General features: G+C 56.0%; 21 protein-coding genes. 17 read left to right on the plus strand and 4 right to left on the minus strand.

The genetic code is table 11. The features are described from left to right. Positions 1 to 101 precede the first annotated feature (101 nt). Positions 102 to 1,100 (minus strand): helix-turn-helix domain-containing protein, encoded by a 999-nt coding sequence (locus ACOI8A_RS13120; RefSeq protein ID WP_420651310.1) that lies wholly within the window; start codon positions 1,098 to 1,100, stop codon positions 102 to 104. 223 nt (positions 1,101 to 1,323) lie between these two features. On the opposite strand from ACOI8A_RS13120, the gene ACOI8A_RS13125 reads away from it, so the two are divergent. From ACOI8A_RS13125 to wrbA, 3 genes are all read left to right on the plus strand, one after another. Beyond that, positions 1,324 to 2,436, plus strand: a complete 1,113-nt coding sequence (locus ACOI8A_RS13125; RefSeq protein WP_420651309.1) for an NAD(P)-dependent alcohol dehydrogenase — start codon at positions 1,324 to 1,326, stop codon at positions 2,434 to 2,436. Between the two features lie 89 nt (positions 2,437 to 2,525). Next, on the plus strand, positions 2,526 to 4,244 hold the full coding sequence (locus ACOI8A_RS13130; RefSeq protein ID WP_420651308.1) for a GMC family oxidoreductase: 1,719 nt from the start codon (positions 2,526 to 2,528) through the stop codon (positions 4,242 to 4,244). A gap of 96 nt (positions 4,245 to 4,340) precedes the next feature. Next, positions 4,341 to 4,940, plus strand: coding sequence for an NAD(P)H:quinone oxidoreductase (gene wrbA / locus ACOI8A_RS13135; protein ID WP_420651307.1), 600 nt, complete (start codon positions 4,341 to 4,343; stop codon positions 4,938 to 4,940). 208 nt (positions 4,941 to 5,148) lie between these two features. Here wrbA and ACOI8A_RS13140 read toward each other — a convergent pair whose 3' ends face one another. After that, complete coding sequence (locus ACOI8A_RS13140; RefSeq protein WP_420651306.1) at positions 5,149 to 5,985, minus strand: PhzF family phenazine biosynthesis protein; 837 nt, start codon at positions 5,983 to 5,985, stop codon at positions 5,149 to 5,151. 224 nt (positions 5,986 to 6,209) lie between these two features. On the opposite strand from ACOI8A_RS13140, the gene ACOI8A_RS13145 reads away from it, so the two are divergent. The 13 genes from ACOI8A_RS13145 (at position 6,210) to ACOI8A_RS13205 (ending at position 21,474) form a co-directional block, all read left to right on the plus strand. Then, positions 6,210 to 7,133, plus strand: coding sequence for a LysR family transcriptional regulator (locus ACOI8A_RS13145; RefSeq protein ID WP_420651305.1), 924 nt, complete (start codon positions 6,210 to 6,212; stop codon positions 7,131 to 7,133). 131 nt (positions 7,134 to 7,264) lie between these two features. Beyond that, a complete protein-coding gene (locus ACOI8A_RS13150; RefSeq protein WP_420651304.1) occupies positions 7,265 to 8,902 on the plus strand; it encodes a GMC family oxidoreductase in 1,638 nt (545 codons plus the stop codon). Between the two features lie 19 nt (positions 8,903 to 8,921). Next, a complete protein-coding gene (locus tag ACOI8A_RS13155) occupies positions 8,922 to 10,379 on the plus strand; it encodes an aldehyde dehydrogenase family protein (RefSeq protein ID WP_420651303.1) in 1,458 nt (485 codons plus the stop codon). A 57-nt stretch (positions 10,380 to 10,436) separates the two neighbouring features. Then, on the plus strand, positions 10,437 to 11,546 hold the full coding sequence (locus tag ACOI8A_RS13160) for an alkene reductase (protein ID WP_420651302.1): 1,110 nt from the start codon (positions 10,437 to 10,439) through the stop codon (positions 11,544 to 11,546). Positions 11,547 to 11,551: 5 nt separating this feature from the next. Next, the gene (locus ACOI8A_RS13165) at positions 11,552 to 12,589 is read left to right on the plus strand and encodes a catalase family peroxidase (RefSeq protein ID WP_420651301.1); all 1,038 of its coding nucleotides are present in this window, start codon (positions 11,552 to 11,554) and stop codon (positions 12,587 to 12,589) included. Further along, positions 12,586 to 13,128, plus strand: a complete 543-nt coding sequence (locus ACOI8A_RS13170) for an antibiotic biosynthesis monooxygenase (RefSeq protein WP_420651300.1) — start codon at positions 12,586 to 12,588, stop codon at positions 13,126 to 13,128. The genes ACOI8A_RS13165 and ACOI8A_RS13170 overlap by 4 nt, the downstream gene beginning before the upstream one ends. Before the next feature lie 376 nt (positions 13,129 to 13,504). Continuing rightward, a complete protein-coding gene (locus ACOI8A_RS13175; protein ID WP_420651299.1) occupies positions 13,505 to 14,932 on the plus strand; it encodes a mechanosensitive ion channel domain-containing protein in 1,428 nt (475 codons plus the stop codon). Positions 14,933 to 15,147: 215 nt separating this feature from the next. Continuing rightward, positions 15,148 to 15,723, plus strand: a complete 576-nt coding sequence (locus tag ACOI8A_RS13180) for a DUF6088 family protein (protein WP_420657763.1) — start codon at positions 15,148 to 15,150, stop codon at positions 15,721 to 15,723. Between the two features lie 196 nt (positions 15,724 to 15,919). After that, the gene (locus tag ACOI8A_RS13185) at positions 15,920 to 16,138 is read left to right on the plus strand and encodes an antitoxin Xre/MbcA/ParS toxin-binding domain-containing protein (RefSeq protein ID WP_420657764.1); all 219 of its coding nucleotides are present in this window, start codon (positions 15,920 to 15,922) and stop codon (positions 16,136 to 16,138) included. A gap of 451 nt (positions 16,139 to 16,589) precedes the next feature. Beyond that, on the plus strand, positions 16,590 to 17,063 hold the full coding sequence (locus ACOI8A_RS13190) for a Wadjet anti-phage system protein JetD domain-containing protein (protein ID WP_420657765.1): 474 nt from the start codon (positions 16,590 to 16,592) through the stop codon (positions 17,061 to 17,063). A 559-nt stretch (positions 17,064 to 17,622) separates the two neighbouring features. Beyond that, a complete protein-coding gene (locus ACOI8A_RS13195) occupies positions 17,623 to 18,531 on the plus strand; it encodes a phosphoribosyltransferase-like protein (RefSeq protein ID WP_420657766.1) in 909 nt (302 codons plus the stop codon). Between the two features lie 5 nt (positions 18,532 to 18,536). Then, entirely contained in the window at positions 18,537 to 20,546 is a 2,010-nt protein-coding gene (locus ACOI8A_RS13200; RefSeq protein WP_420657768.1) for a hypothetical protein, read from the plus strand. Beyond that, positions 20,506 to 21,474 carry a hypothetical protein gene (locus tag ACOI8A_RS13205; RefSeq protein ID WP_420657769.1) on the plus strand — a complete coding sequence of 323 codons (969 nt, stop codon included), beginning with the start codon at positions 20,506 to 20,508 and terminating at the stop codon, positions 21,472 to 21,474. The genes ACOI8A_RS13200 and ACOI8A_RS13205 overlap by 41 nt, the downstream gene beginning before the upstream one ends. A 36-nt stretch (positions 21,475 to 21,510) precedes the next feature. On the opposite strand, the gene ACOI8A_RS13210 is transcribed toward ACOI8A_RS13205, so the two are convergent. Continuing rightward, positions 21,511 to 22,509: an SIR2 family protein gene (locus ACOI8A_RS13210; protein ID WP_420647518.1), complete on the minus strand. Its 999-nt coding sequence runs from the start codon at positions 22,507 to 22,509 to the stop codon at positions 21,511 to 21,513. A gap of 240 nt (positions 22,510 to 22,749) precedes the next feature. Between ACOI8A_RS13210 and ACOI8A_RS13215 the strand changes: the two genes are divergently transcribed. Then, complete coding sequence (locus tag ACOI8A_RS13215; RefSeq protein WP_420657770.1) at positions 22,750 to 23,061, plus strand: hypothetical protein; 312 nt, start codon at positions 22,750 to 22,752, stop codon at positions 23,059 to 23,061. A gap of 60 nt (positions 23,062 to 23,121) precedes the next feature. Here the strand turns inward: ACOI8A_RS13215 and ACOI8A_RS13220 are convergent, their stop codons facing one another. Then, positions 23,122 to 24,342, minus strand: a complete 1,221-nt coding sequence (locus ACOI8A_RS13220; RefSeq protein ID WP_420647516.1) for an Eco57I restriction-modification methylase domain-containing protein — start codon at positions 24,340 to 24,342, stop codon at positions 23,122 to 23,124. Between the last annotated feature and the right edge of the window lie 22 nt (positions 24,343 to 24,364).

Genomic DNA, 24,364 nt, shown 5'->3' on the forward strand with positions numbered 1-24,364 from the left:
CGAAGTCTTTCCCTATGACTGACTTTTTTGATCGAAGCTACCGGTCGCGACGACTCGTAACCCGCAGAACTAGGATTAATTTTTCATATGGCATTTTTCGTTCACCTTTGGCCACTGCCTTTCCCTTCAACCTGGCTCTGTCTCTGCTCAAACGCCTGAGCGCGTAAGTCGCGCGGGCTCATCTGGAATGCCGATTGGAACAGACGACTAAAGTGCGCGGGGCTCTTGAACCCAACCGACAAGGCAATCTCAGTGATCGGCGTCTGTGCGTTGGCTGGATCGCTCAATGACCGGCGCGCGGCATCTAGACGCTCTTTCCAGATCCAGCTAGAGAGGGTATTGGGCTGCCCGTCGCAAAGAGCATGCAAATGACGCTTCGACAAGCTCAAGGCCTTGCTAATCAGTTCTAAATCCAGTGCCTGATCAGCTAAGTGCTCATGCACATAGGCGCGTAATCGCCTCAGGTGAAATTGTTTCAGATTGTCCGGAGGAGCAGCGACCTGCTCTGGGACTCCGACCAATGCAGCGCAAAGCAACTCGACGGTCGCACTGGTGACTGAAGATGAGCTGAGCGCATTAAGCTCACCGACGCAACCTTGCAGCGAGGTGATGAACTGGCTGAACAGCCGACCAGTTCCGGACGCTGTAGGGATCGCCCGCGCGGTGTAATCCCTTGCGTTTCGCAGCGAATGACGCATTACCCGCCCAGGAATCATCAGCACCACGTGATGGAAAGCGCCCGGCATATTCATTGAATAGCTGCGGCTACTGTCGCAGAGCACCATATCACCGGGTCTCATGATGACCTGACGATTGTCCTGCTCGATCTGACTGGTGCCATCACGCTGGATGAGCAACAGGAAGAAATCATCATCTCCCGTAGACAAGTGCTGCATCGAGCGGCGGACAAAGTGACCATCGGCAATCACATCGGCCAGTTGAATGTCATTGCGTGTGTACTGATAAATTTTTCCGTTGAAAGCCGGTTGTCCGGCAATTAGTTGCATATCGAAATGGATGAAGTTCTCTCTGACTACATGCTGCCAATAGTCCATACGCAAATCGTCTTGCAGCCCTTCCGTGGTAATGACGCGATTCATTGTTTCACTCTCAGATAACTTCCACTGCGCTCACAGACAAGCAACTACGTATGTACCTGTCTACCATCGGCATCGTGACATGTTCGCGTGAATACAAGTATCGACTGCTCAGTCCATGGATGCGCAGGGCAGGCACGTCAGGCGAACCACCTTACGGTGCCTGCAATGCCAATAGGAAATGAAAAGCCCGTTTACCAGCCCATTCCCTGTGAAGAATAAAACAATGAAAACACTCGCCGCTGTGGCAAGAGAGTACCGTGCCCCACTGAAAATAATATCACTGGAAATAGACGAACCGCGTGAGGACGAAGTACGGATCAAGATTGTGGCGGCGGGTATCTGCCGTACCGACCTGGATGTTCGGGATGGTTACCTGCCCACCCCACTTCCTGTGGTGCTGGGCCATGAAGGCGCGGGGATAGTCGATAAGGTCGGGACAGCTGTCAATAACTTCCAGGTTGGGGATCACGTTGTGCTCTCCATGGGCCGTTGTGGCGATTGCGGGTACTGTCGCTTGGGGCAGCCAGCTTTTTGCGTTAATCATGTGCCATTGAACTTTGGCGGTGCTCGTGCCGATGGTTCGGTGTGCTTGCACGATCAAGAAAACGCGGTACACAGCCACTTTTTTTCGCAGTCGTCCCATGCCGCTTACGCCATCGCGCACAAAAGCTCACTGGTGAAAGTACCTAACGATGTCGACCTCAGGCTACTCGGCCCGCTTGCCTGCGGGGTGATGACGGGCGCCGGCGGGATGATGAATACCTTGCGCCCGGAGCCGGGTAGCAACGTGGTGATTTTCGGCTGCGGCACCGTCGGCCTCAGCGCCTTGATGGCGAGCAAGATCATCGGCTGCAGCCAACGCATCGTGGTTGACAACAAACAATCGCGTCTCGACCTGGCCATGGAGCTGGGGGCCACCCATACGGTGCTCTCAGGGCCTGACGTCGATGTGGTCAAAGAGATCCGCGCGTTGAGTGATGGCTTGGGTGTGCAATACGCCTTTGAGTCAAGCGGTGTGAAAACGGTCATCAGCGCAGCACTTAACAGCCTGCGCGAACTCGGCACCCTAGTGATGACCGGCGTGTTGCCCCAGGGCGAGACCGTTGAATTCGACGCGTGGAACCTGCTACGTGGACGGCGGGTGATCGGCAGCGTGATGGGCGACACCTTGCCGGAGGTTTTCATCCCGCAGTTGGTTGAGTACTACCGACAGGGCCTGCTACCCCTTGAAAAAATTTCCCGGCTGTACCCGTTGGCAGACATCAACCAGGCCATTGACGACGGTATCAGCGGCAAGGTGGTCAAGGCCATCGTGGTCATGCCGCATCAGGATTGAAGCGCGTTCAAAGGGTGGGGCTGCGTCCAGCGATCCACCTGCGCGCCGGCCCCCGTCCAGAAACAATATGATCCAGGAGTTATCTCAACATGGATGAAACCATCGTTCCAGCATCACAAGATCCTCTCAACCTTTCCGGTAAGCAGCGTCGCGGCTTCATCAAAAGCTCAATGGTGGTGATTGCCTCAGCGTCCCTCGCATCGAATATTGCTTCAGCGGCACAACCTGCTGTTCCGGAGAGTCAATCTCGCAGCCGGCTCAAACAACAGGGCCCGTTCGAGCACGTATTCGACTATGTGATTCTAGGCGGTGGTTCTGCCGGTGCCGTGTTGGCCAACCGTTTAAGTGAGAGCGGCAACAAGAGTGTTTTGCTGGTCGAGGCCGGTCCTTCTTTCGATCCGGATCAATACCCAGAGCTGCTCTACAGCGGCAACATCATCGCCGCCAACGCTGATCCGCGTTATGAATGGGGTTATCACTCCGAGCCGGTTGAGCAGGCTGAAGCGATCTATGCGCCGCGCGGCAAGGTAATCGGTGGCAGTTCCGCAATCAATGGCGCCGTTGCTTGCCGTGCCCTGCCCTACGACTTCGAGCGCATCACCGCCAAAGGCTTGAAGGGCTGGACGTTCGACGAGGTGCTGCCCTACTTCAAGAAGATGGAAACCTGTCACACCGGCGATGATAAATGGCACGGTCGCAATGGCCCGTTTCCGATTCATCAACTGACGATGGACTACATCACCCCCGTACAACGCTCGACGGTTGAGACCGCCTGGAAACTCGGCTACGCCAAGGTCGATGACTTCAACAACCCTCTGGCCAACAACGGTGCAGGCCCAAATCTGATGAACGTGGTCAATGGTGTGCGGGTCAACACCGGCATCGCCTACCTCACGCCAGAGGTGCGTAGACGCTCGAATCTGACCATCCTTTGCGAAAGCCTGATCGACAAACTGCAGTTCGACGGTACCAAGGTCCGCTCGGCTCTGCTGGCTGACGGTAAAGAACTGCGTGGCAAGGAAGTGATCCTCAGTGCTGGCGCCTACGGCTCGGCAGCGATCCTGTTACGCTCGGGTATCGGCCCGAAAGCGGATCTGCAAGCCCTGAGCATCCCGGTTATACGAGACGCTGCGGTCGGCACTCGACTGCTCGATCACGCCTTTTACTGGATGAACTTTGCCGGTAAGCCGGAACTCAAGGGCCAGGATCACCCCGTTGTCGGCTCACAATTGTGGACTCACTCCTCCTTCGCCGAGTCAGCCGGGGAACTGGATATCGCGGTCTCCCCATCGCACTTGCTCGACCCGAGTATCAGCAAGACCGGTGTGGCGTTTTCGCTAGGGTTGGAGTTGATGAAGGTCAGCTCGACCGGCAGCGTCAAACTCAAGAGCCTCGATCCGAAGGTTCAACCTGTCATCAAGCTCAATCACCTCACCAGCGAAGACGACATGCAACGCATGGTCGAATGCTTCCGGATCGCTCGGAAACTAGCCACGACTGAGCCTTTGAAAAGCCTGATTGTCGAGGAAATCTTTCCAGGGCCATCCGTTAGCGACAGCGACAAAGACATTCGCCAAGCCCTAGCTAAAGGCGTCGGTACCTTGCAGCACCCTTGTTCCACAGCTCCGATGGGACTGCCAAGCGATCCGAGCGCGGTGGTTGATGCGCAGGGGAATGTCTATGGGGTACAAGGGCTGCGAGTCATTGACGCATCAATCTTCCCTGAAATTCCGCTGATCAACCTCAATCCGAACGTCATCATGATGGCGGAAAAACTATCGGATGTGATTCGTAAACAGCAAAGCTGAAGCTGGATCAAGGGCAGTACCCGCTGAAACAAGCAGCCCGCCGATTGCGCCTGCGCGCAAAAGTTCAAGCCTGAAAACCCTCAAAAGGAAACAACAATGGTCAAGGTTCTAGTGCTCTATCATTCGATGTACGGTCATATCGAAACCATGGCGCAAAGCGTCGCCGAAGGAGCCCGCACCGTCGCCGGAGTGGAAGTGACGATCAAACGTGTACCCGAAACGATGGATGCACACATGTTTGAAGCGGCCCACGGCAAGGTCGATCAAAAGGCACCCATCGCTGTAGCCAATGAACTTGCCGACTATGACGCTATCATCTTTGGCACCCCGACTCGCTTCGGCAATATGTCCGGCCAAATGCGCAACTTCTTGGATCAGACCGGTGGCTTATGGGCGAGGGGCGCGCTTGCCGGGAAGGTCGCCAGTGTCTTTACCTCGACCGGTACCGGTGGGGGACAGGAAATGACCATCACGTCCACTTGGACCACTTTGGCGCATCACGGCATGGTGATCGTCCCTATCGGCTATAGCACTCCGGCCCTGTTCGATATTTCGCAAGTGAGCGGCGGTACTCCTTATGGCGCTTCGACGCTGGCTGGTGGCGACGGTTCGCGTCAGCCAGACGAGCGTGAACTGAGTATCGCCCGTCACCAAGGCGAGTATGTCGCCAGCATCACGGCCAAACTCAAGGGCTAGGATCGAGCGTCCCTGAACTGAGAGTTAGCGAAGCTTACTCGAACACGGCAGGCTGCTCTGAACGACGGATCAGGGCAGCTGTGGCCAGGCATTGTTTTTCGATTGAAATCATGGTCCGGCCGTTTATGACTGAAGGCAGCCTGGGCCAATACCGGACGGTGACCTAAGCTGCCAAGGTAATGGGGATAGATACATCACGCATTGGTAGCTAGAACATTACCCGCCCTGACATACCTAGCTGAACCTCACCTCCGACCCAGATATCACTTCCGAGCGTCTCAATTTTTATCCGACCTTGACGACCTAATGCAGTGCCTTGGCTCGCAGTGTAGTGGTCAGGCATGACCCCTGTAGAAATCAGCCATTGCGCCAGGCTCGCATTGAGACTTCCGGTGACAGGATCTTCATTCAGTTCTTCACCCATAAAAGCGCGCACCTCGACATCTGCGTCCGCATGAGGACCTTGCCAAGGCGCGACTACTCCTACGTTGAGCCCGTTGAGCTTCAAGTAGTCTGGGCGAATAGCCAAAACGTCATCACGCGATGCCATCATTACGGCAACCCAACCGGGTCCATTGTCTACCCATTGACTGGCGAGGATTTGATCACAGGACAAGCCCAATCCGCTCTCAATCTGACGCAACACATCTCCACCTACTGCTCCACTCCGGACCAGAGGCGGTGCTGCGAACGATAGAAAAGCTCCATCCCGGCGAATGCGGATCAGGCCTGCCAGGCACTCCTGAATAATCTCTTTATCGACATTGCCGCCACTTTGATTCAGCCATACATGACAGCTTCCCAGTGTAGGATGACCGGCAAAAGGGAGCTCCCGTAGCGGGGTGAAAATTCGTACGCGGTAATGTGCTTCGGGAGAGGTTGGCTTCAGCAGAAAGGTTGTCTCGCTAAGCTGTGTCCAAGCTGCAAAATCGCGCATTTGTTGGCTGGCCAGGTCGTCGGCACCAATTACGACAGCAACGGCGTTACCTTTAAAGGATTGTTCGGAGAAGACATCGACTTGCTCGAATAGTAACGAAATCGGCATGGAGCCTCCTCTATCAGTGTTGTGGGGGAGGATATGCCAGGCGGCACACTTCCGAAACTGAGTTTCGTAGGCTTCGGAGAGTCTCCTTCGGGTAGTGGCTGCCGGCCATGAACGACCGCAGTCAATTCGTTTCAGCCTGTTTTGACAGGCATTAAGAGGCCACAAGACACTTGCAAGAGTGTCACTCTGGATAATATTTACATAAGTGTTCACGGATTTAGAACTTGAATAAACTTTCTGAGATGCATTCTTTCGTCACCGTGGCGGACACGGGCAGTATTTCCGAAGCCGCTCGCCGTTTGGGTACGGCCAAGTCGATGGTTTGCCAGCGGATTCAGCAACTAGAAAAACGCTTAGGAAGCATTTTGTTAGAGCGTGGTCGGCAGACTCGCCTGACTGAGTCTGGTGAGGTTTTTTACCGTCATTGCATCAGTATCCTTGCGGATGTTGAAGATGCCGAAAACGCCGTCTTAACCTCTCAGTCAACTGTCCGCGGGAGTCTGCGTGTTGCGGTTCCGATGGCTTTTGGCATGCGCTATCTGACGCCGATTCTGGCGTCTTTTGCGAGGCAATATCCTGAGTTGGATTTGGACGTTGAGTTCGACGACCGTCGCGTCAACTTGCACGAAGAAGGGTTCGACGCGGCGCTTCGTATTGGTGAGTTGCCGGACTCTTCGCTAGTGGCCAAAACCATTACCCCCAACCGCCATATCATCTGTGCCAGCCCGGATTATTTGAGTGCTCATGGCACGCCGGTAATCCCGCAAGACCTGGCCCAGCATTACGCCATGCTCTACGTGAATCGCGAACCTCATGGCATGTGGACGCTACCGGTGAACAACACATTGGAGTCATTCCGTGTGCGCTGCCGAATGCGTACCAATTGTGGCCACCAACTTATGGAAGCAGCCAAGGCGGGGCTTGGGCTCGCGATATTGCCCACATTCCTTGCCGCGCAGGCCATTGTGGACGGTGAGCTGAGAGAGGTGCTGGAACCTTATGCGCCCCGTGGCGGCAATATTTCTGTGGTCTACCGTCAGTCGCAAAGAACCTCGCCCAAGCTTCGTGCGCTCAGTAGTTTCCTCAGTGAGCAGATCGGCAACCCGCCGATTTGGGATCAGATGCTGACAGCTCATTTGCAGCCATAGTGTTGAGTCGTTCGAGAAAAACGAAACATCGATTCGTTTTTCTCTGGGTTATGGGGAGCTGAACACTGACTTATCCTTCTTTCCAACAGGCGCATTACCAGCGTCTGACAGGAAGAAATGGAGGAGGATGGATGTCAGTTTCCTTAAACAACCCCGCTCGCCGTGCTGTGTTGGCCGGTGGTGTTATGGCTGCCGCTACCCTCGCAATGGGCAGTGGTTTAGCGCGTGCACTGGAGCCTTCTGGCAAGGCCCGTAAAGGCGACGGACAGCCTGGTCCTTTCGATGTGATCATCGCAGGTGGTGGTTCGGCTGGCGCAGTGCTCGCTCGGCGGTTGAGCGAAAACACAGCTCGTCGCGTGCTACTGCTGGAAGCTGGGCATAGCTATAGCCCTGGAAATTATCCTGCGCTTATTGCTAACAGCGATACTGTCGGCGCCAATGGCAATCCTGAGTTTGAGTGGGGCTATAAGACTCAGCCGGGATACATCAATCATCCAATCGGCGCTCTGCGCGGTAAGGTATTGGGCGGGAGCTCGGCTATCAATGGCGCCGTGGCAATTCGTGCGCGGCCTACTGATTTCGAGCGCTGGGGGCTACCAGGCTGGAGCTATGAGGAGTTGTTGCCATTCTTCAAGAAACTAGAAACCCATAGTGCGGGTCCTAGTCGCTTGCACGGCCATGATGGCCCTCTCCCAGTTCATCAACTTAGTGATGCCGACGTCACGCCGATGCAGCGGGCCTTTATCAGCGCGACAGTGGCGAATGGCTACACGAAAGTTGGTGACTTTGACGGTGCGGATGCCAATGGCGTAGGCCCCTACCCGATGAATATCGTCAACGGTGTACGGGTCAACACCGGCATGGCCTACCTCACTGATGAAGTACGCAGTCGCGCTAATTTGATAATCCGCGCCGATAGTCTTGTCGACAAAGTGCTTTTTGATGGTAAACGCGCGATCGGTGTGCAACTGGCCGATGGTGAAAGGCTCTTAGCCGGTGAAGTCATTCTCTCGGCGGGTAGCTACGGCAGCGCAGCGATTCTGCTGCGATCCGGCATAGGTCCGCGTGAGGACTTGCACGCCTTACAGATCCCACTGGTTGCTGAACTGCCCGTTGGGCAAAACCTGATGGATCATCCGTTTTATTACAATGCCTACGCGGCAAACCCTGAGCTAATTGGCAGTCAGTCGCCCGCTATCGGTGCCAAGCTCTGGACCCATAGCAGCACAGCCGAAAACGGTGATCTGGATCTGCATATCACTGCGACCCATTTGTTTCCCCATGAGCAAAGTCCGACGCAGGTTGGCTTTGTGCTCGCGGTCGCGCTAACTCGGCCACTGTCACGTGGCAAGGTGACCTTAGTCAGTCGCGATCCGTTTGTTGCACCGCGCATTGACCTCAATTTTCTCGCCGAGCCCAAGGATCGTCAGCGCCTGCTTGATGGCATCCGTCTGGCTCGCAAAATCGGCAAAACAGCACCGTTGAACACGCTGATTCATTCCGAGCTCAATCCAGGCCCGGGCAATGACACCGATGAGGCGTTGCTTGCCAGTGTCAAAGCCAGTCTTGATACCTATCACCATCCAACCTCGACTGCTCCCATGGGCCAACCGGGTGATGCACAAGCTGTGGTTGACCTTGACGCGCGGGTGATCGGTGTACAGGGACTACGTGTAGCCGACGCTTCGATTTTCCCCGATGTGCCTTCGGTGGCGACCAACATCACTGTGATTGCTGCTGCTGAGAAAGTTGCCAGCCTCTACGCTTAATAATCTAGGAATTACCTCTATGAAAAACTCCCCGGTTTTGAACTGGATCGATGGCCTGTGGCTGGACTCCGGTGTTTATAAAGATTCCATCGACCCGGCGACCTATGAGTGCATTGGTCAATACGCCGAAGGTGGTTTGCATGAAGCGCAGCAGGGGATTGAGGCGGCTAAGCGCTCGTTCGCCGAAACCCCCTGGAAAGATGATCGCAACTTGCGCGCCAAGGTGCTGCTGGAGTTGGCCGATGCCTTTGAGCGCAATGCCGACGAGCTGATCGCCATGCTGGCCCTGGAAAACGGCAAGATCAAACCCGAAGCAGCGTTCGAGGTCACTATGGTGCCCTCCAAGTTGCGCTACTACGCCGCCCAGGCTCGTGCTGAGTACGGTCGAGCAGCAGAGCCTAAGCCTGGCAAAATTTCCCTGGTGATTCGTCAAGCGGTTGGTGTCGCGGGCATTATCGTGCCGTGGAACTCGCCGGTCGTACTGATGATTCGCTCCCTGGCACCCGCTCTGGCGGCAGGTTGTACCACGGTCATCAAAATGCCTGGGCAAACAGCTCAAACCAACGCGTTGGTGGCACGCATCATGAGTGAGTCTGTGTCATTGCCGCGCGGTGTTATCAACTTGTTCAGCGAACAAGGCGCAGCCGGCTCCATCCATCTGGTGGAGTCTCCTCAGGTTCCTGTGATCAGTTTTACCGGCAGTACCACAACCGGCCGCGCAATCTCGGCTGCCGGCGCGCAGTCGCTGAAGCGTTTTGGTCTGGAGCTGGGTGGGAAGACTCCCATGCTGGTGTTTAACGATGCCGACCTTGATGCAACAGTACCAACGCTCGAAAAAGCCCTGACCGTATTCGCTGGCCAGTTCTGTATGACGGGTTCGCGGCTGTTGGTGCAGCGCGATATTGCTCCCGCGCTGATCGAGCGCTTGGCTGCGCGACTGGAAGCTGTGCGCGTAGGGCCCGCTGCAGACCCAAGCAGCGAGATGGGGCCGTTGATCGATAAGCCCAACGTTCAGCGAGTTAACCAAGTGGTGGAAGAAGCCATTGCTGGCGGTGCTGAGGTCATCGTGCGCGGTGGACCGGTTACCGAAGGGCCTTTGGCCGGCGGAGCTTTCTACCGGCCAACACTGCTGCGGGTAACTGATCCCGAGATGCCAATTGTCCAGTGTGAGACGTTCGGTCCGGTGCTGACGCTGCAGGTGTTTGATAGCGAAGCAGAGGCGATTGCTCTGGCGAACAACAGCGAATTTGGCTTGGCAGCGAGTGTATGGACTCGCGATATCGATCGCTCTTTACGGGTTGCTCGCGAGCTGGAGGCCGGCACCGTCTGGGTCAATGATTGGGCAGTGGTCTACGACGAGTTCGAGGAAGGTGGGTTCAAGCAGTCCGGCCAGGGTCGCTTGAACGGTGTGGCGGCGATGGATGATTTCGTTGAATACAAACACATCGCGCTCAATCCCGGCTTACGCCACCACTAAATCCTACTTGCTCGCCTACGCACGGTGCTGCGTAGGCGGCTGCATGAGAACTATTTTATGAATCGTACGAAAAACTTGCTGGACCCTTTGAATGTTGGCCCTCTGACCTTGGCTAACCGCGTGCTGATGGCCCCTATGACCCGATCGCGCTCAGCTCAGCCCGGTGATGTTCCAACTGCGCTGAACGCCCAATACTACGGACAACGTGCCAGTGCCGGACTGCTGATCAGCGAAGGGATGCCTGTTTCACCTGGCGCCAAGGGCTATGCCTATACCCCGGGCATCTATACCGAAGCTCAGCAAATAGGCTGGAAGAAGGTGGTAGATGAGGTGCATGGCAACGGCGGTCTGATCGCTGCTCAGTTGTGGCATGTCGGGCGTATTTCGCATCACTCGGTATTGCCCCAGGGCCAGTTACCCGTTGCCCCTTCAGCCATCCGTGCAAAGGCCAAGACCTTCGCGTTTGACGCGAAAGGCTCACCCGCCATGGTCGATTGCGACACGCCGCTGGCGTTGAGTGAAGAGGGCATTGCCGCTGTTGTACAGGAGTTTGTCCAGGCCGCACTGTGGGCTCGTGAGGCCGGTTTTGATCTGGTTGAGCTCCAGGGTGCGAACGGTTTCTTGCTTGAGCAGTTTCTCTCTGTAACGACCAATCAACGCACTGACCGCTACGGCGGTTCGCTGGAAAATCGTGCCCGATTTGTCCTAGAAGTGGTTGATGCCGTTGCGGCAGCCATCGGCGCGGAACGCGTGGGTATTCGTCTTTCGCCGTGGTGTCCGCCAAGCGTCAACGATATGGACTTCAGCGTCGAAGCCCAAGAGATTACGTTGTACTTGGCCGAGGCCCTCAGTGCGCGGCGCATTGCCTATATGCATTTGTCTGAGTGGCCTGGTGTGCAGTATCCCGTGGGCTTTCGGGCCCAACTGCGCGAGCTATTCCGTGGTGCGATCTTTGTTTGTGGCGGCTATCAGCAAACAAGCGCTCAGGACATCCTCGTGCAGGGCTTGGCCGATGCAGTAGCGTTCGGCAAACCCTTTATTGCCAACCCGGATCTGCCGCAGCGTTTTGTTTGTAACGCTGAGCTGGCGCAACCGGATGGCAATACCTTCTACGGCGGTGATGCCCGCGGGTATACCGACTATCCGCCCCTGGTAACCCTGAGTTGAGCCCAATGCGACTACCTCTATTTTTGGCCGGCGCAGCATTGGCAGGGGCGCTGGTAGCGCCCTTTGCCATCGCCGCAAACGAAGATGATTTTTCTACTATGAACAACCTGACCCAACAGCAAGACAGTCTTTATGACGCATTGCTTGATGCACTCTATGCAACCTTTGGCAATCACCCTGGCTTTCGCATTACGCATGCTAAGGGCGTGTTGTTGCGTGGAATGTTTACTGCCACACAAGAGGCGGCGGCGTTAAGTCGAGCGCCCCATTTCCATGGACAAGCAGTTCCGGTGCAACTGCGGTTCTCCAACTTCAGTGGTTTACCAGGTACCGCAGACGGTGACCCGATGGCCAGCCCGCATGGTTCGGCTGTGCGTTTCTCGCTACCGAGCGGCGAGTTCACGGATATTGTGGCGCACTCGTTCGATGGTTTTCCGGTTGCTACGCCCGAAGACTTTCTCAGCTTTTTGCAAGGCATTGCCGCGAATGTCGCTACACCGCCTGATCCTCTGCCGCTGCAAGCATTTCTGGCCACACACCCAAGGGCACAGCATTTTCTTGAAGCACCCAAGCAGGCACCCAACAGCTACGCCGCTGTGGAGTACTTTGGTGTCAATTCTCTGGTGTTCAGCAATTCGAAGGGCGAGCAGCGTATCGGCCGTTATCGCATTGAGCCGCTAGTGGAAGAGGCCGTACTAGCTGAGCAGCAAGCCGCAGAAATGCCTGCAAATTATTTGCAGGACGAAATCGGCAAACGCCTTGCCAGAGGGCCAGTGAAGTTGCGCCTGGTGGCGCAGTTGGCCGCTCCCGGAGACGCTGTAGCTGATGGCTCGATTCCCTGGTCACGCAGCCATCAGGAGGTCGAATTGGGCGTTTTAACCCTCGACGCTGTGGTGCCGATTGCGGAGCAACAGTCCACCCAGCAACGCCTTGATTTCAACCCAGGGCGCATGATCGACGGCATTTCGGCCAGTCACGACCCTATGATTTCAGCGCGCGAACGGATCTATCAGCGAGCTGTACAACGGAGGCAGCAACCATGAGTAGTGATACTGGTGTGAGTGTAATTGTTCATGAGGTTAACTCGCAGTATCAGGCGCTTTATGAACAGTGGATGAGCAAGGCTATTGAGGCTCATCAAAACTTCCCCGGCTACTTGGCCACAGATATTGTTAAACCGGTAGGGCAGCAACTGCGCTACGCGATCATTCTGCGTTTTGTCAGCAAAGAGCACGTCCTGGCCTGGCTGAAGTCTGAGGTGCGGCAAGCGTTACTGCGCGAGTCGTTGCCATGGCTACGTCAAGACTACTATCGCGCAGACGATGACTCGAAGTTCTGGTTTGAGCCGTTACAAGGTCGAGTCACTGTCGCTCGTTGGAAGCAATGGCTACTGTCCTGGGTGGTCGTGTTTCCCTTGACAGTTTTCATACCCTGGATGATGTCTGCCTTTATTGATCTTACTGAACTGAACATGCCTGCTTGGCTACTCGAAGTGTTGGTTGCAGGCTTGATCTCCATGAGCATGGTCTATTGGTTGATGCCTATAGCGACACGCACATTGTCACGCTGGCTGTTACGCTGAGGCTTGGGTCGCCCCGAATTTCCTAGGTACTCTATGACCGTTTTTTGGCTGGAAGCTGCCTGTCTTGAATGGCCACAACCGGGCAACAGCTGCCGGGAATGAAAAGCAGGAGTAGCCAAAAGCGGTCTTTATGGGAATCTAAAAACTACGGCGATTCAGCTGCCCGAATTGAGCTTTACCTCTGCCGGATGAACCCCACTACCACCATTGTTGCGCGCGACATGTCATTGCGCGCCCCCTTTCTAATGCAGGTCTTCGAGCAGGAAGCAGCAGCCGTGCAGCCTTACACGGGGATTTTGCAGCACTGAGCGTTCACCTTGGCCGTCGATTTAGTCATGCTTATCCCTACCAGCTCTCACATACCCCGGAGTGCGGCATGCTCGCGTTGATTCACCAACACCCGCTGATGATCGCTGTCGGCCTGCTGCTCACTGACCTCGCTTGCTGGCGTCTACTGCCCGCCGAGGGCAAAGTCTGGCGCGTGATGCTGCGCCTAGGTTTCTTCCTTACTTACAGCCTGGTGATCATCGAAGCCGGAATGAGCCCGCTGCAGCCTCCGCCGTGGACCGAGCCGGCGCTGAACATGATGGGCTCGGTGCTGGGTATCGCCTGGTGGCTGCTCTGCGCACGCACCCTGACCGTGGTCCTCGGCGTCCTGCTGATGCCGCGCAGCGGCCACACCGGACGTCTGCTGCAAGACGTGCTGGGCGCGGTGATCTTCGTCGCCGCCCTGGTCGCGGCCGCCGCCTACATCATGCAGCTTCCGGTCAAGGGCCTGCTGGCCACCTCCGGGGTGGTCGCCATCGTCGTCGGCCTAGCGCTGCAGAGCACCCTCAGCGACGTGTTCTCCGGCATCGTGCTGAACACCACCAAGCCCTACCGCCTGGATGACTGGGTGTCGATCGACGGCACCGAAGGCAAGGTGATCGAGATGGACTGGCGCGCCACCCACCTGCGCACCAGTCAGGGCGGTACAGTCGTGATCCCCAACTCGGTGGCGGCCAAGGCCAAGATCCTCAACCTCAATCGCACCGTAGATATCCACCAGCTCAGCATCAGTGTCAGCGTGCCGGCGCAGGTGCGCCCGCGCCTGGTGTTCGACGCGCTGAGCCGCACCCTGCAGGGCGTCAGCGCGCTGCTGCCGGCACCCAATGCCAAGGTCACGGTGAAAGCCTCGGACCTGCATACGGTGGAATACGAGATTAGCGGCTACGTCAGTGCCCAGAGCAACAAGACCGAGGTTCGCAACCTGATGTTCGACCTCGCCCACCGCCACCTGCAAGCCGCCGGCATCCTGCGCGGCCATGAAACCCAGGACGTGGTGCACAGCCGCCAGCGCGCGCTGCTCGATGATGTGAAGATCTTCCGTTCGCTAAGCGCCGAGGAGAAGGATCGCCTGGCCGAACAAATGCAGCCGCTGGCCGTCAGTGCTGGTCAGGTGGTGCTGGAACTGGGTGAGGTCAGCGAACATTTGCTGGTGATCGGTATCGGCGTGGTGTCCGCCGCGGTGCCCGACGGCGAGCGATTCGTCGAGGCCGGGCGCATGGGCCCCGGCGAGATCATGGGTGAACAGGGCATCATCCACGGCACACCTTCGCAAGCGAGTTTCACTGCACTGAGTTCGGGGCTGCTCTATCGCATCGATAAGCCATTGATCCAGGCCTGTCTGGAGCAACGCAGCGAGGTCGGCAGCGCCCTGCACAAGCTGCAGAGCTTCCGCGAGCAGAGCAGCGCATCTCTGCTGGTGCAGAGGTCGGTGGCGATCAAGAAAGGCGGTTTTTTCAGCTGGCTGCAGCGTTCTTGAACCGCTAATCCTGAAGCAGAGCACCAGTTACGCAGCACGCGTGGCCGGCGTCGCTGGGTCGAAAGAGGCCCGTTACGAGCGACCGCTTTTGGCCGATACCAGCCTGTTACAACAGTCGACTCCCGGCCAAAAGCGGACTGATTTGTAGTGGATCAGTCTCCAGCGTTGTGGTTCGCTGGTGCCTAGGAAACCGGGGCCGATTCACTACACGTGATATGAATAGTCTCGCTGAGGTAATACTCAAGCGAATTCGGTGCCTACCTGAAGGGAGACTGCTGTCGGCTCGAGACCTTCTTCATTTAGGTAGTCGCAGTGCAGTGAATAAGGCTTTTTCTCGGCTAGCAAAGGATGAGCACCTGCTACGAGTGGCGCGCGGTCTATACGTAGCGCCGGTAGCTACTCGCTTCGGTAAGCGCCCCCCTGCGACGGAGATGGTGATCCGATCCCTGGCTGTGGCAACCCATGAGGTGATCGTCGCCAGCGGTGCTCGGTCAGCCAATGCCTTAGGCTTGACGCGACAGATGCCTGTCCGGGAAATATTCCTCACTAGTGGTCGGTCACAAATCCTGCGTTTGGGTAAGGCCGAAATAGTGATCAAGCAGGCGCCGAAGTGGCAGATGGCTCTAGGGGCTTCCTATGCGGGCCAGGCGGTTAGAGCACTGGCCTGGCTGGGGGCCCCTCACGCACGAAGGGCCGCAGTGAAATTGAAAAAGCTGCTGCCTGCTAGTGAGTGGCGGGCCCTGCAATCAGCTAAACCCTTGCTCCCGGCCTGGATGGCGGAGCTTATCTGACACAAGGTGGGATCTCTGAGATATGCCAGTCGGAGCGCTTCATCGTCGGTTGGGTTTACCTGCGACGCATTACCAGATGCACCATGCCGCCCTGGATGGACTCCCGACAAAACTGGCTGCAGATCTAGCACATGAGTTAGGCCTGCCATGCTCTCAGGTCACGAAGTGGGTAGGAGCATCACCCCATCGAACCGTCATGTCTCCACGGTCAAGCGAAGTCTTCTATCACCTTGTCGAGGTTCTGGATGCTCTTTTAGAGCTCTACGATGGCAATCTTGATGGGGCCCTTCGATGGCTGACCTCGCCAAATCTGACGCTTGCGTCTGAACGGCCGGTAGATCTGCTCGTCACGGAGCCTGGCTGCCGGGCCGTGTTCCAAGTAATCCACTCGATTGAGCATGGCCTGCCTGTTTAACGGTATCGGTTAAAGACGCGCACGCCCGGCCCATCTGGCCCTGCGTGCGCTCTGGTTACACTGGAGACTTCTCAAGGGTCTTGGTCGCAAGCCCCGTTACCTTCCGCAGAGACTCTCTAGACACACCAATACTTTGGCAAGAAGCAATCACAGGAACACTTACAAAAAGTTAAGTTTTGGAGCCTAAATTTGACCCAAAATCAGCAAAAGCTAACTAAAAGCCCTGCTCTGACACAGGATCAAGAGGAAAAAGATACTGGTGAGGCTGGAAAACCAGTGGCCATTAGGGCTCGACCACAGATCGTAAAACGTGACTAAAACTTAATAGGGCAGATCGGGGTTTGGCTCCATAGGTATATCTAAAGAGCCTCAGCCGTTCTTACTTGCCGGTACCGGAGAGCTGCGGCTAATTGATGGAGCTGAATGTCCCATTGTCCGCCCGTTTCTAGGGGTGGCGAACTCAGCGATTGCTGGCTATCAAGGCGAGCCCGAATGGCTTTTAACGATTGAAAACCTGACAACATTCCACCAAGCAGCACGAGCACTCGGAACAGATTTGAAAGGAGTGGTTATTTACACTGCGGGGATGCCATCACCAAGCTGGGGAAAGGCCTATGTACGGATTCTTTCGCGGCTTCCCAGTACTTGCTGCGTGTATCACTGGGGAGATCATGATGAGGGTGGATTCAGGATTGCTGCTCGAATAGCGCAGTTTGCTGGCCAACTAGGCCGATCAATCAAACCGTGGTCAATGGAATCGAATGCCTGGGAGGACAGTGGTCAGACGGCCAGCAAAGAGCAACTTGGCTCGATGGTGAGAAGCGCAATCAAGGCTGGATGGCAGGATTTGGCCGATGAGCTAAGACCGATACTTTTGGAGCAGGAGGGTCAGCCACTCTCACTTCCCTCTCACCAGTCTTCCTAAAGCGTTCAACGTGTGCAACGAGTACTGTACTCGGCGCCATCAGCAGGTCAAATTATGAGCGGGCGAAAATCTGTGCCTTCCTGCTTCACCCAGCTATTTCTGGCGAGAGCCGTATCTCTTTCCTATCGCATTCTATTTGCCTATTGCATGAGGCCAAGATTGTTGAATAGGTTCCCGTCCAACAACTGACCGGGGGCTGTCTGGAAGAGCCGATTTTTTCAACGGAATCGGCCGATAGCAGCCACTCACGCATAGCAATATCGGCGACATGCCGACATTATTTGCCCTCGGTGAAGGAAATCATAAGTGCATCTGTCAATTTGACCGGCGTTTCTTCGGTTTGGCTGGTGATTCGCAAGCTGGCTCCGTAAGTCTGCGGCGGCTCCCCGCATTGCTGAGTATCGGGACGCCGGGGGGGGGCAGATGCCTATTGAAAGACCGCAGTTGCATCGCTCGCGCTTTCTATGCAAATCTCGGAGCAATAGCTGTCAAATGGCCAGTTCTCGTTGCCGTTATGGTCTCGGCGTGGCTGCATCACTGGCGTAGCAAGGAATGCTTCATGAGTTTTCATGTTCCCGAAAAACACTCCTCGCTATTCGTCGAGGTGCAGCAGCGCTTTCGGATGCTTCTCAAGAAGAGAATCGTTACCGGAATCGATGAGGACACGCTGGACTGCTGGCTGGCCAACTTCAAAACCGAGGAAGAGCATTACTTTGCTGCCTGCGTGCTGGGCAGATTGATTTTCCGGTCCAAGAGCATGATCGATAGCTCCATTGATCAGTTGCTCAACTGCATGCTGCCCACCTATCTACGTCAGAGAGGGTTATATCCCTATGAGGATATCGATAGTTTCCTGAACTCGATTCGCCAAGACGATCCGGCGCACTTCATTCGATTTGTCGGTGTGGACGGCAGCAAGCAGAACGACACCGGCAAAAGTGGTGTGGTGGTGATCCGGCATTACAAACGCCGGGCGAAGATCCCGAAGAGTGTCACGATTCGGCCTGATGCATTGAGTCAGCTTCCAGATCATGTGAAATGCGTAGTCTTTCTGGATGACATGCTCGGTACCGGCCAGCAGTTCGAAACCTTTGCCAAGACCCATGCGCTGGCCAGCAAATCGGACCTCCACATCGTTTATTGCCCTCTGGTCGCATTTCAGAACGGGCTGAACACGCTTGCCAAACGCTGCCCTTGGCTTACGGTGCTGCCGATCGAAACCCTCAACGAACAGCACCAGTTCTTTTGCGAATCAACACTAGCGCCGGGCGTCTGGGCCGTTGATGGGATCAATACGGTGGACGATGCTCGGGCTTTCTATGATCGCCTTGCCACCAAGCGCGGTATTCCTAAATCGACCAGGCATGGCCTGGATCTGCTGCTGGGGTTTGAAGACTCTACCCCCAACAACTCACTGTCGGTTCTCTGGGCTAGCTCAGAGAGCTGGAACAACCTGCTGACGAGATAACGTCGATGCCAGCTATTGCAGATGCTTTTCTGAAGAACCGTGCAGACAACCTGCCGCCGGATGTCTCGCAGGAATTCATAGTTCCTCACTTTTTTCAGCAAATCAGCATTTTCAAGGACAGCAAGTCCGTGCGCGTGCTGGGCGGCCGGGGATGTGGCAAAACCATGTTCCTGCGATACTTCTGTCATGGGTCGACTTTCAGCTCCCACAGGCCACAGATTAACGATGATGAATTTGCTCACATCGGTCTCTACTTCCGTCCAGACACGGGCTTTTGCTCACTGATCACGCCCGAGTGGCTTGGCAATCAGCAGGATGGCGTGGCGTTTTCTCACTACCTGACGCTGTGCCTGCTCGCCGAAGTGACTCAGGCCCTGCAAAAGATTAGTGATGCCAAAAATCTGGCGAACGGTCCGCTGTCATTGAGTGGCATCACGCTGGGTCAGAAGATGGTGCGGCTGATGCAGCTCAAAGAACCCACCGTCGAGGCATTGGCCGAAGTGGTCGACGAGCGTCTTGCCGAGCTCGACCTGTGGGTTCGCAACCCTGGTCGTTGTCCGACCCCGCTGTTCGTGCACTTTACGACGATCATCACGGCGCTCGCTGATGACCTAGCCAGGCACGACCCTAGGCTGAAGTCATTGGGTTTCAGGGTGTTCATCGACGAGTTCGAGAACTTGCTGGTGAAGCACCGTGAAATTGTCTGCGATGCGATCAAGCATCCCAGCTCACGGCTGGCCGTGCACATCGCCCATAAGCGTGAGGCGGTCACTGACTTCAAAACCAGTGGGGAGGAGCGAGTCGTAGAGGTGCATGACATACGCACCATCGACATCGAGGCCTTATTGGTCAATGACAACGACTTTGAGGTGATGGCCGCCGAACTGTTCCTGTTTCGTCTACGTCAGGCGGATGTCAGCGTGTCTTGTTCGGCATTCAAACCCGAACTTCTCCATGACGTCGCCTATTTGCCGTACCGCAGTACGCCATCTTATCGGCAGGACGTGGTGGCCTACACGAAACAGATCTTCCCAGAACTGCGAGCGCCTGAAATTGCGCGCGTGGCACTGCAGGATCCGGCGCTGCGCCGGCGCGTAGTGGACATGATTCAACGAGGGCTCAACTTCCAGGGCCTGACGGGTGTGGTCGGCGCTGAGGATCTGATCAGCGAGAGCGTACCCGAGGCGAGCGTTGTCCTCGGCGCGATCCTCAACCGAAAAAGCCAGTCGGGCAAAGAAGCCTTGGGGCTGTTCCAGGACGTGGTCGACAAGGGCAGGTCAAAGACCGACGCCTTCTACAAGACGGGAGGCTGGGTTGATAACAACCTTTACGGGTGCCTGTTTCACCTCTACGCGGGCCTGACGAAGCGCCCGAACATCCTTTACGCGGGTTTTTCTCGCTTCTGCAAGATTGCCGCGCCCAACTTGCGGTTTTTCCAGGAGCTCTGTCACAACGCACTGTTGCAGGCGTATCAGCGTCGGTCGGCTGAGGAGATCGACGGAGCGATGTGCATCGACCTGGACTCGCAGGCGAACGCTGCGGTTCACGTGTCCGATGCCATGTTTGAGGACGTTGTGCAGTTGGGTCCACATGGCGACCGCCTGCTGGATTTCGCAAGGCGCCTGGGCGGATTGTTCGAAAAATTCAATAAACGCCGCAGCCAGAGCGAACCGGAGATCAACCATTTCTCGATCAACCGGGCCGACACCGCCCAGTTGTCTGAAGCGGCGCAGGTGATTCTTCGAGAAGCGAAGATTTGGTCGGTACTGGCAGAGTCAAAGGGGACGAAGGACAAGGCGGAATATGATGTCACCCAGTACGAGCTTGTCCTAAACCCGATCTACGCACCGCATTTCAGAATCAGCTACCGCAAGAGGCGAAAGATCACGCTCACCGCCTCTCAGTTGGACATCATGCTCACCCAATCCGATAGCCAGTTCGATTCGCTCGTTAGGCAATTGGTGGATTCGCAAGATGATGAGGAAACCGCCAAGAAAACTGGATCGTTGTTCTGAGGTCATCGTGCGATTTATTAGACAAGATTTGATCAGCGAACAAGAGCTCGGCCAGTTACCCCTGATGGACATTGCCTTCACAGGCGCTGATGATCTGGACGACAGGAGTGCCTATTCGGTTGAGCGTACAAATCGTTTGGGGGAACAACGTTTTCGAGTGCGCTATCACCCTGAATCACTGTGCCTTGAAGTTGGTGAGAAGAAGTACCGCGCAAGCGGTGGTGAGCTTGAGGACTTGTCCCGTGACTTCAGCGCCGCGTCCATTGTGATCGATGCCACCACCTTGGACTTTTGCGAGATCGCCCTGCTGCTCTATGCCTATTCCTTCTGCCAGAAGAGTCCAAGAATCGGTTTTCTCTATGTCGAGCCCAAGGAGTACGTCCGGCGAACCCATGAAGATTCGGCGGTAAATGGCACGGCGTTCGATCTGAGCAGTGGATTCGTGCAGCACTCTATTCCGCCGTTTGTAGGCATGCTCGGCACCAAGGACAGCGTTCACCTAGTGGCCTTTCTGGGCTTTGAGGGGGGCCGGCTAACTCGCGCACTGAGCGCGGACGATGGTCAGTTTATTCGCAAGGTCACGATTGTTTTTGGGATTCCTCCCTTTCAGGCGTCGTGGGATCTGGAAGCGCTGATGGCCAACAGTCGGTTGCTGGAAACGTCCGAGGTTGGGGTTAAATTCTGCGGTGCTAACAATCCCAAGGCGGCCTACGAGGTGCTTGAGAAGGCATATGCAGCCCTCTCGGGGAGTAATGAATGCAATCGACTGACCGTTTCACCGTTCGGTACCAAGCCGATGGCGATCGGCGCAGCGCTTTTCTGCGCCACGCAAAAGCAGCCTCGGGTCATATTTGATCATCCCAGACGAAAGAAAGGACGAACCACCGGCGTCCACTGCGTTCATTGGTATGAGGTAGACATCAACTGAGGAATGCCTGAACCCGTCGGCTCGCGGCAGGGATGTCTAGCGGGGGCGTGGGAGCTTGAGCTTGCCCTGGCGGGATTCAACGCTCGGCAATGAGCTTCTTGGGGCCCTCGGTATCTCGTGGGTGTAGGTGTCTCGTTCCGGGATGGGGAAATGCACGGGATAGCTGGCGATCCGCGTTTCGATTTCCTCCGCTGCCTTCATATAGCATTCTGTCCAAGTTGCTTGGGCTATTGGCACGATCTCCACGTTGAGCAAGCGTAATAGCGACGTCACCGGAGTTTCGCTCGGTGCTGCGCCGGCGCAGAGGTGGTAAAAAAACACTCTGCCCGTTTGATGCAGCCGGCGCCTCTTGTGCAATAGCAGCCACCACAAATCGATCTCGGTGAAATCCATACCCAGGCCGATAATGTGAATGTGGTCTCTGAGAAAGTAATCCACCCACGAGTAGATCGTTCGGTAGGCCGTGAAATCCAGCATTCCGTTTTTGACGGGAGACGATACCTTGTGAGGCTCTTTTTTGACTTCAACCCCGTCGGTCACGTAGTTGCGAATCTTTTGCAGGGCGCCGGCGTAGTGATCAAATCCAAGCACCATTGAGCTTGGCCGGGCCACGTCGCCATGGACATGCCAGACATCGATGCCAGCGGCGGTGTGTCGTCGGAAAAGGCTGTACCTGGATTCGGGAGCCAGACAAGTTGACTGGTAGAAGGGGCCTGCGAGTGCCTCTTCAATCGTGAAGTCATAATTGGTCGTCATTATGACCTTGAACAAGCGGCATATGCGGTCGTGTGCCGGTATCGGGGCTATCTGTTCCAGCAGGCCGGCAAATGCGACCTTAACCCTGTGCTCTGAACTGGCAAAGCGTCCTTCCGATCGGGCGCAGAGTTCCTCGATGAACATCGAAAGCGGCTTTTCTTTGAGGAGCAGGGTCAGATCCTCTGCGTTGAACTGGCTAGCCAGTTCACAAAGGATTTGGGTCCAGTCTTTTTGCAGCGCCGCGCGATTGATGCCGTTCCCAAGCAGTAGGCAATGCATGATTCCCATCATCCTAAGGAGGTGTTTGGTTCATTCCTTTCTGTGAGCCGCCCAGCCAGTCTAATCACTTTTCAATCATACCAAGTCTCTCACATGCTCTGCTCATCAAGCGCCCATGCGCGCTCCACGAGAGATAACGCTCATGACTATTGCAGGATCCTGCCGCTGCGAACACGTCACGTTTGAAACCAATAGCCGCCGGCCATGACAGCCGCGAGCCACTGCGTGGGCTGTCAAAAAATGTCCTCCAGTGCTTTTTCCCTGGCGCCGCTTTTTCCAGCGGCTAGTTTTGCCATCGCCCAAGGTGAAATGGTGAACGGTGGCCCGCGCGGCCCGACTAGCCACATTTTTTGCCCGCGCTGTCTGATGCGGTTATTCACCCGGCCGGAGGGGGCGAGGCATCCATTGGTATGCGCAACAGTTTGCTGGAAAGCAAACAGCTTTATCCGCCGTTTATGGAAACTTAGACAGGTGAGAGACTACCGTTGGTCACCACCGGGACATCGTTTAGCTATGAGGCGTTCCCGGATCTCTGGGAGTCCCCAGAGCTGATGGAGCAGTTTCAAGCAGCGGATAAACGCAAGTAAGCGCGCACGCTGCAAGGTGTGTTGATCAGTGTGGAACAGGCATGCTCAACAGGGTTGAAACCGTGAGATGCTTGGCGCAGGCTCCTCGCGCCGCTGCCCGGCGCCAGGCGGAACACTCCGAGCTGGTTATCCAGCGTACGACCCGTTCATGGTGTTTCGCCGGTGTGCGTACGCGGAATACAGCTTCGGAATAAGGTGCTTGCCCGCTCACGACAACGGCTTTGTGCTCTAGACAGCGAGTGCCCACCCTTGGCAGCAGGATGTCGCCAACGGTTGCCTGCTGAAAGTCGGGCGATGGGTCGGACTCAAATGAAACCTCCATTCCGATTCTTGGAAAATCTGAGGTGTGAAAGTGCGCGACGCCCAGCTGGGAGAACTGAGCCCGTGTCCGACTACCTCGTACAATAGACACTTCCATTTCCTTCATCGTCTGGCCTTGGCTGGATTTGCGTAATGCCGCATCGATCTCTGCAAATTCATGGTGGCTCAGATTCATGCTTGCCGCCGCTTGGGTAGGGCTTACACGGCGAAGAGCGGTGACCTGAAACTGGTCGTTCAGGCGACCGAGCGAAATGTGGCGGGCGCGGCTTTTCCCGTACCGGACGATCAAGGCGTACGCCTGAACCTCTGCATAGTTGCCAAACGCGGTCTGTGGAAGTTCATAGCACTCAATCTCGCAGGCCTTCTCCAGCAACATCTTGCGAAATTCCAAGCTCTGTGTGCCGCAAGGAATGTCAGCCCCGACGATGAAGGCTGCCGAGCCGGTTGCCTTGAGCCTGGAAAGAGACTCAAGAACGAAATACAGGTCGATCGGCGCCCAGTTGCCGTGAATCTCCAGATCCGGGCAAAGCGTTTGAAGGCGTTGAGTGGCTTGCGCAGAAAACCCGTGAATGCCATACGGCGGGTTGCCAATGACGTAGTCGAACTTCGTCTTTGCCAGGGTGTGCGCCAGTTTATCCACGGCCAGCACATCCTGCTGCACAAAGCTGAATCCGGGAAGTGCGGGGCTTGAGGCAATCATGGAAGGCTCAACTTCAACGCCGAGATAGCTCTTCGGCGCTGCGCCAGTACTGACGGCCTCGGCCAGGCGTCCGGAGCCGGAACCCAGCTCAAGCCAATTCCCGCCTTGCGCGCCCATCAGGCACACCACTGCATTCGCCAAAGGTGGCGGTGTCATGACCTGACCTAAGCGGGCACTTGTGTTGACCACTATTCGATAGCGCTTGCCCGCATCATTCTTCTTCATCTCTCGTCCACCTCCCAGTGAG

The sequence above is a fragment of the Pseudomonas sp. P4795 genome, assembly GCF_048822895.1.
Taxonomy (GTDB): Bacteria; Pseudomonadota; Gammaproteobacteria; order Pseudomonadales; family Pseudomonadaceae; genus Aquipseudomonas.

Coding starts and splice junctions, on each gene's coding strand:
- ACOI8A_RS13120 (WP_420651310.1), bottom strand. CDS start 1,100: ATGAATCGCGTCATTACCACGGAAGGGCTGCAAGACGATTTGCGTATG.
- ACOI8A_RS13125 (WP_420651309.1), top strand. CDS start 1,324: ATGAAAACACTCGCCGCTGTGGCAAGAGAGTACCGTGCCCCACTGAAA.
- ACOI8A_RS13130 (WP_420651308.1), top strand. CDS start 2,526: ATGGATGAAACCATCGTTCCAGCATCACAAGATCCTCTCAACCTTTCC.
- wrbA (WP_420651307.1), top strand. CDS start 4,341: ATGGTCAAGGTTCTAGTGCTCTATCATTCGATGTACGGTCATATCGAA.
- ACOI8A_RS13140 (WP_420651306.1), bottom strand. CDS start 5,985: ATGCCGATTTCGTTACTATTCGAGCAAGTCGATGTCTTCTCCGAACAA.
- ACOI8A_RS13150 (WP_420651304.1), top strand. CDS start 7,265: ATGTCAGTTTCCTTAAACAACCCCGCTCGCCGTGCTGTGTTGGCCGGT.
- ACOI8A_RS13155 (WP_420651303.1), top strand. CDS start 8,922: ATGAAAAACTCCCCGGTTTTGAACTGGATCGATGGCCTGTGGCTGGAC.
- ACOI8A_RS13160 (WP_420651302.1), top strand. CDS start 10,437: ATGAATCGTACGAAAAACTTGCTGGACCCTTTGAATGTTGGCCCTCTG.
- ACOI8A_RS13165 (WP_420651301.1), top strand. CDS start 11,552: ATGCGACTACCTCTATTTTTGGCCGGCGCAGCATTGGCAGGGGCGCTG.
- ACOI8A_RS13170 (WP_420651300.1), top strand. CDS start 12,586: ATGAGTAGTGATACTGGTGTGAGTGTAATTGTTCATGAGGTTAACTCG.
- ACOI8A_RS13175 (WP_420651299.1), top strand. CDS start 13,505: ATGCTCGCGTTGATTCACCAACACCCGCTGATGATCGCTGTCGGCCTG.
- ACOI8A_RS13180 (WP_420657763.1), top strand. CDS start 15,148: ATGAATAGTCTCGCTGAGGTAATACTCAAGCGAATTCGGTGCCTACCT.
- ACOI8A_RS13185 (WP_420657764.1), top strand. CDS start 15,920: ATGTCTCCACGGTCAAGCGAAGTCTTCTATCACCTTGTCGAGGTTCTG.
- ACOI8A_RS13195 (WP_420657766.1), top strand. CDS start 17,623: ATGAGTTTTCATGTTCCCGAAAAACACTCCTCGCTATTCGTCGAGGTG.
- ACOI8A_RS13200 (WP_420657768.1), top strand. CDS start 18,537: ATGCCAGCTATTGCAGATGCTTTTCTGAAGAACCGTGCAGACAACCTG.
- ACOI8A_RS13205 (WP_420657769.1), top strand. CDS start 20,506: ATGATGAGGAAACCGCCAAGAAAACTGGATCGTTGTTCTGAGGTCATC.
- ACOI8A_RS13210 (WP_420647518.1), bottom strand. CDS start 22,509: ATGCATTGCCTACTGCTTGGGAACGGCATCAATCGCGCGGCGCTGCAA.
- ACOI8A_RS13215 (WP_420657770.1), top strand. CDS start 22,750: ATGTCCTCCAGTGCTTTTTCCCTGGCGCCGCTTTTTCCAGCGGCTAGT.
- ACOI8A_RS13220 (WP_420647516.1), bottom strand. CDS start 24,342: ATGAAGAAGAATGATGCGGGCAAGCGCTATCGAATAGTGGTCAACACA.